Genomic DNA, 10,834 nt, shown 5'->3' with positions numbered 1-10,834 from the left:
GGCGCGGCCGGCACCACCAGTGTCAGCGGTCCCGGCCAAAAGGCCTTTGCCAGCGCCGCCGCGGTCTCATCGAAAATGCCCTCGTGGCGGGCAGCGGCCTCGTCGGGCAGATGGGCGATCAGGGGGTTGAAGCGCGGGCGCTCCTTGGCCGCGTAGATCGCGGCGACGGCACTCGGCTCCGAGGCGTCGGCGGCAAGCCCGTAGACGGTCTCGGTCGGGATCGCGACGAGCCGGCCCGCGCCGAGCAGCCGGGCGGCCTCGCCGATGCCGTCGGCGTCGGGCGCGAGGCGCAGCGTCGGCCTGTCGGCGATTGACCCGGGATCGTCCATATCCAAACTGTCTGTGCGCAATGAAGGCGGCTGTGGCAGCAGCGCGGCTTCGGTCGTAAGAGGCAGCCGGCCGTAGCCGCCTGCGGTCCGAGACGTCAAATCAGCGCCAACCATACGGCGCCGGAGGAGCCCCATGAGCTATCGCGCGCCGGTCGAGGAGATGGCGTTCACCCTGCGCCACGTCGCCGGCCTCGACGCCGTGCTGGCGCAGGGCGGCCACGAGATGGCGCCCGAGGATGTCGGCGCGATCCTCGATGAGGCGGGCAAGCTGGCGAACGGCGTCATCGCGCCGCTCAACCGCGCCGGCGACCGGCATGGCGCGACCCTGACGGACGGCGCGGTGACCACGGCGCCGGGCTGGCGCGAGGCCTATCGCGCCTTCGTCGATGGCGGCTGGAACGGCCTCGGCGCCACGGTCGAGCATGGCGGCCAGGGCCTGCCGCACCTGATGGCGGCGGCCTGCAACGAGATGTGGAACGGCGCCAATCTCAGCTTCGGCCTGTGCCCGCTGCTGACAGCCGGCGGCATCGAGGCGCTGACGGCGCACGGCTCGGCCGATCTGAAGGAGCGCTACCTCGCAAAACTTGTGTCGGGCGAGTGGACCGCGACGATGAACCTGACCGAGCCGCAGGCCGGCTCGGATCTCGCACTGCTGCGCAGCCGCGCGGAGCCGATCGGGGACGGCCGCTACCGGATCGTGGGCCAAAAAATCTACATCACCTACGGCGAGCACGACCTCACCGAGAACATCGTGCACCTCGTGCTGGCACGCCTGAAGGACGCACCGGCCGGCACCCGCGGCATCTCGCTGTTCCTGGTCCCGAAGATCCTGCCGGACGGAACGCGGAACGACCTCCGCTGCTCGGGCCTCGAGCACAAGCTCGGCATCCACGCCTCGCCGACCTGCTCCATGGCCTTCGGCGATGCGGGCGGCGCCATCGGCTGGCTGATCGGCGAGGAGAACCGCGGGCTCGCCTGCATGTTCACGATGATGAACTCGGCCCGGCTCAATGTCGGCCTCCAGGGTGTCGGGGTCGCAGAGGCCGCCTATCAGCACGCGCTCGCCTATGCCCGCGAGCGCCGGCAGGGCAGGGCGCCGGGCACAGCCGAGACCAGCGCCATCGTCGCCCATGCCGACGTGCAGCGCATGCTCCTGACCATGAAGGCCTACACGGCCGCCGCGCGCGGCATCTGCTACCTCACGGCTCAAGCCCTCGACGCCACGGACGGGCCGGAGGGCAAGGCCGCCTTCGAGCGCGCCTCGCTGCTCACCCCCGTCGCCAAGGCCTTCGCCACCGACATCGCCAACGAGGTGACCTCGCTGGGCGTACAGGTGCATGGCGGCATGGGGTTCGTGGAGGAGACGGGCGCGGCCCAGCTCATGCGCGATGCCCGCATCCTCGCGATCTACGAGGGCACCAACGGCATCCAGGCGATCGACCTCGTCACGCGCAAGCTGCCGCTCTCCGGCGGCGCCACGGTGCGCGCGCAGATCGCGACGCTGCGGCGGGTGGCCGAGGGCCTGCTCAAGGACGGCTCGCCCGGCTTCGGCCATGCGGCGGCGCGCCTGCGCGACGGCGTCTGTAGCCTCGACCGCGCGACGAGCTTTTTGCTGAAGACCCTCGCCTCGAACCGGCCGGAGACGGCTCTGGCCGGTGCCACGCCGTATCTGCGTCTGTTCGGCCTGGCCCAGGGCGCGGCCTGTTTGGCGCAGGCAGGGCTGGCGTCGAGCGCGGCGCTGAAGGCCGGCGACACCGATCCGGCCCATGCCGCCCGGATCGCCCTGGCGCGTTTCTTTGCGGAGAACCTGCTGACGGCGGCGAGCGGGCTGGAGCAGGCGGTGATCGACGGTGGGGCGTTCGCCGAGGATGCGGTGGCGATGCTGGCGAGCTAGACACCGTAGAGCGGGCAAGGCGGATGCGACGATGACCGACCACATCACGGTCCAGAACACCCCCGGCGGCGTCCGCCTGATCGGCCTCGACCGGCCGCAGAAGAAGAACGCGCTGACCGGCGCCATGTACGACGCGATGCGGGTCGCCCTCGCAGACGCGGATGCGTCAGGCGAGATCGGCGCCGTCGTCTTCGCGGGCCTGCCGGGCATCTTCACCGCGGGCAACGACCTTGCGGATTTCGACGAGGGCACGCGGACCGCTTTCGGGGACGCGCCGGCGCTTCAGTTCATCCGGCAGCTGGCTCGCACGAGAACGCCGATGGTGGCGGCTGTGGACGGGATCGCGGTCGGCATCGGCACGACGCTGACGCTGCATTGCGACCTCGTCTATGTCAGCGACAGCGCGCGGTTCCGGATGCCGTTCGTCGAACTCGGGCTCGTGCCGGAGGCCGCCTCCAGCTACCTGCTGCCCCGCCGCGTCGGCCTGCTCAAGGCAACCGAATTTCTGCTGCTGTCGGAGCCGTTCGACGCCGCGACGGCCGTGGGTCTCGGCCTCGCCAACGGGATCATCCCCTCCGACATGCTGGTCGAGCACGCAATCGCGCAGGCGTCCCGGCTGGCGGCGCTGCCGCGCTGCGCGGTCGAAGCCTCGCGAAAGCTGATCCGCGGCGACCAGGCGGCGGTCGAGGCCGCTTTGGAAGCTGAAGCCGAGGCCTTCGAGGCGCGATTGCGCTCGCCCGAAGCGCAGGCCGCCTTCAAGACGTTTCTCGACCGAACCCCGAAGCCCGCCGCGTGAGCGACAAACCCCTCGCCGGCCAAGCCCTCGCCGGCAAGGTCTGCCTCGTGGCGGGGGCCTCGCGCGGCGTCGGGCGCGGCATCGCGCGCGGCCTCGGCGAGGCGGGCGCGACCGTGATCGTCACGGCCCGCTCCAGCGAGACCGGCCCTCGCACCGAGATGCGCCCGGAGGCGATCGAAGACACCGCCCGGGAGGTCGACGCCGCGGGCGGGGAGGGGCACCACTACCTCTGCGACCACCGCAGCGAGCGCGCCGTCGACGAACTGGTGCATTGGGTGCTGCGCCGCTTCGGCCGCATCGACGTCGCGGTCTCCAGCGTCTGGGGCGGCAACGAGGGCTATGACGGCGAGCGCTACGCCGACGGGGCCGCCTGGGGCACGCCGTTCTGGCGCCGCTCGGCCGAACCGTTTTCGAACTTCCTCGACGGCGGCCCCTATCCCGGGCTCCTACTGGCACGCGCCGTCGCGCCGGCGATGGTCTCCGCCCGCAGCGGGCTGTTCGTCTTCGTCTCGTTCGGGACGGAGAGCGGCTATCTCGGCGACGTCTTCTACGATCTCGCCAAGGCGACGACGAACCGTCTCGCCTTCGCCTGCGCCGCCGAACTCGCGCCGCATGGCGTCTGCAGCGTCGGCCTCTCGCCGGGCTTCGTGCGCACCGAGCGGGTGCGCGACCTCGGCCAGGACGCGTTGGCGACCGAGAGCCCGCTCTATGCAGGCCGGGCGGTCGCCGCGCTGGCCGCAGACACGTCGGTGTTGACCCAGAGCGGGCGCACGCTGCACGTGGCCGATCTCGCCCGGACGTATGGCTTCACCGACACCGACGGCACCCAGCCAGACCGTTTCCGGATCGCGACGGAGGACAACAGCGATGGGCCATAGCCTGCAGGGCAAGACGCTCTTCATCACCGGCGCCTCGCGGGGCATCGGCCTCGCCATCGGCCTGCGTGCGGCCCGCGACGGCGCCAACGTCGCCATCGCCGCCAAGACGGCCGAGCCGCATCCCAAGCTCGAAGGCACGATCCACACGGCCGCCGCGGCGATCGAGGCGGCCGGTGGCAAGGCGCTGCCGCTGCTCGTCGACGTGCGGGACGAGGACGCTGTCCGCGATGCGCTGGACCAAACGGCCAAAAAATTCGGCGGGGTGGATATCGTCGTGAACAACGCCAGCGCGATCTCGCTGACGCGCACGCCCCAGACCGCGATGAAGCGCTTCGATCTGATGCATCAGATCAACACGCGCGGCACCTACATGGTCAGCAAGCACGCGATTCCTTACCTGCAGAAGTCCGACAACCCGCACATCCTGATGCTGTCGCCGCCCCTCGACATGGCGGAGAAGTGGTTCGCGCCCCACCTCGCCTACACCATGGCGAAGTTCGGCATGTCGCTCTGTGTGCTGGGGCTGGCCGGCGAGCTGCGCAAGACCGGTATCGCGGTCAACGCTCTGTGGCCGCGCACCACCATCGCCACGGCGGCGGTGCGCAACATCCTCGGCGGCGAGGCGCTGATCGCGGCGAGCCGCACGCCGGAGATCATCGCCGACGCGGCCCATGCCGTCTTCCTGAAGCCGGCGAAAGAATTTTCCGGCCGCTTCCTCATCGACGATACGTTCCTCGCCGAGGAGGGTGTCACGGACTTCACACAATACCGCGTCACACCCGGCGTCCCTCTTGCGCCGGACTTCTTCGTGCCGGATGCGAGCGTACCGCCTCACGACGCGTTGGTCTGATCCCTTGATCTTCATTCACCAGCCGGTCTCCAGCACCGCCCAGATACTCCTGGAGCGGCGGCCGCTCGAACTGCAGGACGTCATTCCAGACGACACGCTCTGGCTCGACCTGGTCCGCCCGACACGGGAGGAGGATCTCAAGGTCGAATCCTTCATGGGCATTTCCGTCCCGACGCGGGAGGAGATGAAGGACATCGAGCCGTCCGAACTCCTCTACGTGGAGGAGGGTGCCCGATACATGACGGGCCGGGTGCTCTCGAAGGTCGAGGATTCGGAGGAACCGGGGCTTGCCGGCATCACCTTCATTCTGCGCGGCAACCGCCTCGTCACGGTGCGCTACGAGGAGCCTCAGGCATTCCGGATGTATACGCAGCGGGCCGGACGCTCGACCGGCAACGGTCCCTCTCAGAACTCCTCGGGCGAGACCATTCTGGCGGGGCTGATCGAGGCGGTGATCGACCGGGCCGCCGACGTGCTGCAGCTGCAAGGCGAGCGCATCGATCGGCTGTCCCGTAAGATTTTCGAGGAGAAGAGCGATCCCAGTGCCCGCAACACCGCTCTCCAGGACACGCTGCGGGCGCTCGGGCGCCACGGCGACCTGATCTCGAAGCAGCGCGAGAGCCTCGTCTCGATGGAGCGCATCCTGCTGTCGCTCTCGGCGACCTATCGTACGAGCAAGGCTCCGAGGGAGCTGCGCGAGGACGTACGCTCGACTCTGCGCGACCTGCAATCGCTGGAAGAGCACGCGACGTTCCTGTCGTCCAAGATCCAATTTTTGCTCGACGCGACGTTGGGCCTCGTCAATCTCGAGCAGAACAACATCATCAAGCTGTTTTCGGTCATGGCGGTGGTGTTCATGCCGCCGACGTTGATCGCTTCGATCTACGGCATGAACTTCAAGATCATGCCGGAATTGGACTGGAGCCTAGGCTATCCTCTCGCCGTCTGCATGATGGTTGTGGCAGCGGTGTTGCCGTATGTGTTCTTCCGCTGGAAGAAGTGGCTCTAAGCGCCCCAATAATATTTATAAAAAACGCTTCGATACACATCCGATTTCAATAAAATACATGCTGCATTGTAGTCGAAAAATGCAGCATGCCGTGACGTGGATTTGTGCCACGCAGTTTTTGCTCTAATCTGCTTGACGATAGCGGCGCCAATTCAAGCGACGGCAGCGAGGGGCTTGGTGCTACAGGCTTGCTGCGTGTTGGCAGGCATGACCGACGGCTCGACGTACTCTCCGTTGTCGATCGCCGCGATGCGATCGTCGAGTTCCGCGATAACGTAGCGCGAGAACGGATAGAGGTGCAGGTAGAGCACCATGTTCATGATCGCATAGTCGAGCGCCTTGGGGTTGCGCTTGGCCAGCATGAAGAACGCGCTCCAGAAGTGCCTGGCCAGTTCGGGGCGCCGGACCGTCATGCGCACGCAGGTCCGTGTAAAGGTGCGGATATCCTTGAGGATGCTCGCCCAGTTCGGTTTGGCGGCCTCGAAGGTCGGGCGGTTCAACGCGAGGCCGACGACGCGCACTCTCTCGAAGAAGACGGTCGGATCATAGACGTTGGCGAGCACTTGACGATAATCCGCGAGGATCTCTCGCCGGGGCCGTGCCGTCACGTAATTGAGTCCGGCGGTGCACTGATCGCCCGTGACCGTCGAGACGTGCGAGAATTTCTCGAAGAGCCGACCTTCCTTCTCGAGCCGGCGCTGGAGCTGGGTATTCGGGAGTGCCGTGAGCAGACCGACCATTGCGGCGGGGACTGCGGTGTCGCGCACGCAATCCATCATCGGCTGGGCGATGCTGCCCTGCTCCGAATCGAAGCCGACGATGAAGCCGGCGGTGACGAACATTCCCGCACCGTAGATCCGGTGGACGCTATCCGCGATCGACCGGCGGGTGTTCTGCTTCTTCTGAGTCTGTGCGAGCGTCGCCTCGTCGGGGGTCTCGATGCCGATGAAGACGACGAAGAAATTCGCCATCCGCATCATCGTCAGAAGGTGGGGATCGTCCGAGAGGTTCAGCGATGCCTCGGTCGAGAACCGGAACGGATAACCATGGGCCTCCTGCCACGCCACGAGATGCGGCAGGAACAGTTTCACGGCCTTCTTGTTGCCAATCAGGTTGTCATCGACGAAATCGACATGACCGCGGTAGCCGAGCCCGTACAGCACGTCGAGTTCGGCCAAGATCTGAGGCGTGTTCTTGGTGCGGGGCTTGCGCCCGTACAGCTCGATGATGTCGCAAAATTCGCAGGTGAACGGACAGCCGCGCGAAAACTGAACGCCAACGTAGAGATAATTTGAAAAATCGAGCAGGTCGAAGCGCGGAATTGGGCTCTGGGTCACGTCGGCCTGGAATTTTACCGCCACGAACCGGCCGTTGCGTTCGCCGCGCTCCCAAGCCTCGATGAACTGGTCGATGACACCCTCGGCCTCGCCGAGTACCTGGAAATCCGCGGTCTCGTAATAGTCCGGACTCGAGGTCGGGGCCGGACCACCGACGCAGACCGGGACGCCGAGCTCCTTGCAAAGCCCGATCACGTGGATCGCGTCCGGCTCCTGAGGCAACATGCCGCCGGTCATGACGACGTCGGCCCAGGTGAGGTCGGCGTCGCTCAATTCCTGCGCGTTGCGATCGATCAGCCGGACCTGCCAATGTTTGGGCAGCATCGCGGCCATCGTGATGAGGCCCAGCGGCGGTGTCGAAGTCTTGGCGCCCTGCAATTCGCAGGGCTCCTTGAAGCTCCAGAATGAATTCGGGTTGAAGCGCGGAAACACGAGCAGTACGCGCGTCCCGGAAGATCCGTTCGTCATCCCGCACCCCGATTTCCAAATTCAAACCGGAGCATAGTCGCTCCGCGCATCGGGTCACCCCGGACAGGCTCCGATCGGGCATCCGATGGAGGGTGCGGTTCGAATGCGCCCATTTGTCGACCATCGCCTCAGACAACAGCGATGAGCGTCTTCGGCGAATAGATTTCGCTGCCGGCCGGGACGGCATTGCAGCAAGTGTTCTCGCCCCCGACCGCGGCCGCTCCGTCCCCTCAAGCTCGCAGGCATCCCCGGAACTCCGCAATGAATCGGCATTGAAGCGTGGAAAGACGTCAGGATGCGCATGGTCGTCAGGTTCGGCTCCTGCATCCCATGCCTTTGGTCTTCCCTCCTGCTTCGGCGCGCTATCATTACGATTTTCGAACCGCTCTTGCAGAGATCGGCAAACACAAAACAAACCGATTTTTCCAATCGACGATCCGTAAAACACGGCCAAATCGATGCCGATAATCAGTTTTGCTTTATCACGACGAAAAATTCAAAAGTCACTCCTACGCGGAGACGGTCGATGAGGGGATGCTACGGGTCGCCGCAACCGATTCCGCACCGGTCCCTCGCTTGATTTCGCGCCGCCGGACAGACCATATCCAACCGATGTGCGGTCGCTACGTCATCAGCCTGACGCCCGAGATTTTTCGGCGGTTCTACGGCTATGCCGAGACGCCGAACTTCCCGGCCCGCCACAACGTGGCGCCGACGCAGCCCGTGCCGATCGTGACCGCCGAGCACGGCGCCCGGCATTTCCGGCTGGTGCGTTGGGGGTTCTGGCCGACTTGGGCAAAGGATCCGGCTGATTTCCCGCTGATCTTCAACGCCCGCGTCGAGTCACTCGCCGAAAAGCCGACGTTCCGTGGTGCGCTGCGCCACCGCCGCTGCGTCTTCCTGGCCGACGGCTTCTACGAGTGGCGGCGCGAGGGCACCGGCAAGACGGCAACGAAGACCCCGTACTTGATCCGCCGCGAGGACGGTGCGCCGATGGCGCTCGCCGGCCTCTGGGAGACGTGGTCGAGCGCCGACGGCTCGGAGGTCGACACCGCCACCATCGTCACCTGCGGCGCCAACGGTACCCTCTCGGCGATCCACGAACGCATGCCGGCGATCCTGTCGCCCGAGTCGGTGGGCAACTGGCTCGATACGGTCGGCAACGAACCCCGCGAAGTCATCGAGCTATGCCGGCCGTGCCCGGACGAATGGCTGACGATGGTGCAGGTCGGCGACCGCGTGAACAACGCCCGGAACGACGATGCGGATCTCGTCGCGCCGGTCGCCGCGCCGGCACGGAGACCCCGCGCAGCCGAGCCGCGACGAAGCGACGACGGCGGGCAGGGAAGCCTGTTCTGAAGGGTTACAGCCGCCGCTTCTTCGCCACCGCCTCCCGCCGGAACACGCCGACCAACTCGACATGGCCGGAATAGCGGAACTGGTCGACAGGCGTGACCTGCTCCAGCCGGTAGCCGCCGGCGATCAGGGTGGCGGCGTCGCGGGCGAAGGTGCCGGGATCGCAGGAGACGCCGACGACGAGCGGCACCTTCGATTCGGCGAGCCAGCGCACCTGGGCCTGGGCGCCGGCGCGGGGCGGGTCGAACACGACGGCATCGAAGCGGTCGAGTTCGATCGGCAGCAGCGGGCGGCGGAAGAGGTCGCGGCGCTCGGGCGTGATCCGGCGCAGGGACGGAATCGCGCGCGCGGCCCGGTCGAGACCACGCAGGGCCGCCTCGTCGCCCTCCACCGCAAGCACGTCGGCCGTGCGGGCCAGCGCCAGCGCGAACGGGCCGCAGCCGGCAAAAAGGTCGGCGACGCGCTTCACGCGCTTGTCCATCGCGCCGACGACGAGGGCCGTCAGCAGTGCCTCTCCGGCCTGCGTCGCCTGGAGAAAGCCGCCGGGCGGGGGCATCAGCCGCGCCGCGCCCGAGGGCAGCGTCGGCGGGCGCAACTCGACGACGATGTCGCCGTGCAACGCCAGCCGCGCGAGGCCGAGATCGCCCGCGAGCCGGGTCAGGGCGATGCGCGCCTTGTCGCTCACCGGCCCGTGGCCGCGGATATCGATGTCGAGGCCGGCTTCGGTCGCCGTCGCCTGCACGTCGAGGGGTTTTGAGCCACGGCCGAGATGCTCGGCCAGGGCTTCGGCGACCTGCGGCGCGCGATGCAGGTCCGGCACGGTGATCGGGCAGTGATCGATCGGCACGAGGGCGTGGCTTCGCGCCGCCATCAGCCCGGCCCGCGCCACGTCGTCGACGCGGCGGACATGCAGGGTGATCCGGCGCCGTCCCGCCTCGTGCGCGTCGACGAGCGGCAGCAGTTCCACGTCGATATGGGCCTGCGAGAGCGCCTGCTCGGCGATGCCGCGCTTCCAGACCGCATAGGGCTCGGGTGCCAGATGCTGCACGGCGCAGCCGCCGCACTCCTCGTAGTACGGGCAGAACGGATCGATCCGATCGGGGGAGGTCAGTTCGATCGCGAGAAGCCGCGCCCGGCCGTCTTCGCGCCGGACCGAGACGCGCTCGCCCGGCAGCGCACCGGCGACGGCGAGCCCCGCCGCGGTCAGCCCGTCGCCGCGCGCTCCGAGCCGCGCGATGGCGACACTCTCACTCGAACCCTCGGTCACGTATGGGTGCCCTTGCCTGCGCCGATCAGAAATTCGCGATTGCCGTCGCCACCCTCGACGGGGGAGGGAACGAGACCGAGCACCGTGAGCCCGAGCCCTTCGAGGCCGGCTCGGACCTCGTCGCAGACCGCAGCGTGGACGGCTTCGTCGCGGACGATGCCGCCGCGGCCGACACGCTCGCGCCCGGCCTCGAATTGCGGCTTGATCAACGCCACCAACTCCGCGCCATCCGCCATCAGCGCGACCGCCGCCGGCAGGACGAGGCGTAGCGCGATGAAGCTGACGTCGATCGTCACCAGCTCCGGTGCCTGTCCGAGCGCGGCCGGGTCGAGACTGCGGATGTCGGTGCCCTCCAGGCTCGTCACCCGAGCGTCGGCCCGCAGCGAGGCATGGAGCTGGTCGCGGCCGACATCGAGAGCAGTGACGTGGCGGGCGCCCCGCCGCAGCAGCACGTCGGTGAAGCCGCCCGTCGAGGCACCGATATCCAGGCAAGTCCTGTCGCGCGGGTCGAAACCGAAGGCGTCGAGCGCCGCCGCGAGCTTGAGGCCGCCGCGCGAGACATACGGATGCGGCGCGCTCGCCTCGATCCGGGCATCCGGCGCCACGAGATCGGCGGGGCGCTCGACGGCCCGGCCGTCGGCGGTGACGAG

At 67.7% G+C, this 10,834-nt stretch carries 10 protein-coding genes; 6 read left to right on the top strand and 4 right to left on the bottom strand.

Annotation, left to right across the window (positions count from 1 at the left end; translation table 11 throughout):
• Positions 1–329 (bottom strand): Sua5/YciO/YrdC/YwlC family protein (locus FV217_RS20595; RefSeq protein WP_187272657.1); only part of this gene is annotated, 329 nt, incomplete at its 3' end.
• A 133-nt stretch (positions 330–462) separates the two neighbouring features.
• Here FV217_RS20595 and FV217_RS20590 point away from each other — a divergent pair.
• From FV217_RS20590 to FV217_RS20570, 5 genes are read left to right on the top strand one after another with little or no spacing between them, the layout of a single operon-like run.
• Positions 463–2,223 (top strand): acyl-CoA dehydrogenase, encoded by a 1,761-nt coding sequence (locus tag FV217_RS20590; protein ID WP_147819400.1) that lies wholly within the window; start codon positions 463–465, stop codon positions 2,221–2,223.
• Positions 2,224–2,254: 31 nt separating this feature from the next.
• Positions 2,255–3,019, top strand: a complete 765-nt coding sequence (locus FV217_RS20585; RefSeq protein ID WP_147819398.1) for an enoyl-CoA hydratase-related protein — start codon at positions 2,255–2,257, stop codon at positions 3,017–3,019.
• A 47-nt stretch (positions 3,020–3,066) separates the two neighbouring features.
• Positions 3,067–3,897 carry an SDR family NAD(P)-dependent oxidoreductase gene (locus tag FV217_RS20580; RefSeq protein ID WP_147819402.1) on the top strand — a complete coding sequence of 277 codons (831 nt, stop codon included), beginning with the start codon at positions 3,067–3,069 and terminating at the stop codon, positions 3,895–3,897.
• Positions 3,887–4,747: an NAD(P)-dependent oxidoreductase gene (locus tag FV217_RS20575; RefSeq protein ID WP_147819396.1), complete on the top strand. Its 861-nt coding sequence runs from the start codon at positions 3,887–3,889 to the stop codon at positions 4,745–4,747. The genes FV217_RS20580 and FV217_RS20575 overlap by 11 nt, the downstream gene beginning before the upstream one ends.
• A gap of 4 nt (positions 4,748–4,751) precedes the next feature.
• Positions 4,752–5,756, top strand: coding sequence for a magnesium transporter CorA family protein (locus FV217_RS20570; protein WP_147819394.1), 1,005 nt, complete (start codon positions 4,752–4,754; stop codon positions 5,754–5,756).
• Positions 5,757–5,908: 152 nt separating this feature from the next.
• On the opposite strand, the gene FV217_RS20565 is transcribed toward FV217_RS20570, so the two are convergent.
• The gene (locus tag FV217_RS20565) at positions 5,909–7,561 is read right to left on the bottom strand and encodes a B12-binding domain-containing radical SAM protein (protein WP_147819392.1); all 1,653 of its coding nucleotides are present in this window, start codon (positions 7,559–7,561) and stop codon (positions 5,909–5,911) included.
• A 612-nt stretch (positions 7,562–8,173) separates the two neighbouring features.
• Between FV217_RS20565 and FV217_RS20560 the strand changes: the two genes are divergently transcribed.
• The gene (locus FV217_RS20560) at positions 8,174–8,920 is read left to right on the top strand and encodes an SOS response-associated peptidase (protein ID WP_147819390.1); all 747 of its coding nucleotides are present in this window, start codon (positions 8,174–8,176) and stop codon (positions 8,918–8,920) included.
• A 4-nt stretch (positions 8,921–8,924) separates the two neighbouring features.
• On the opposite strand, the gene FV217_RS20555 is transcribed toward FV217_RS20560, so the two are convergent.
• Together FV217_RS20555 and FV217_RS20550 are read right to left on the bottom strand one after the other, a co-directional pair.
• The gene (locus FV217_RS20555; RefSeq protein ID WP_147819388.1) at positions 8,925–10,184 is read right to left on the bottom strand and encodes a class I SAM-dependent RNA methyltransferase; all 1,260 of its coding nucleotides are present in this window, start codon (positions 10,182–10,184) and stop codon (positions 8,925–8,927) included.
• Positions 10,181–10,834, bottom strand: a 654-nt coding sequence (locus FV217_RS20550) for a TlyA family RNA methyltransferase (protein WP_147819386.1), incomplete at its 5' end; no start/stop codon positions are given. The genes FV217_RS20555 and FV217_RS20550, both read right to left, overlap by 4 nt.

It is taken from the genome of Methylobacterium sp. WL9 (assembly GCF_008040035.1).
Classification (GTDB): Bacteria; Pseudomonadota; Alphaproteobacteria; order Rhizobiales; family Beijerinckiaceae; genus Methylobacterium; species Methylobacterium thuringiense.
The sequence above is the reverse complement of the archived record's forward strand: the minus strand, read 5'-3'. Positions and strand labels throughout refer to the sequence as shown.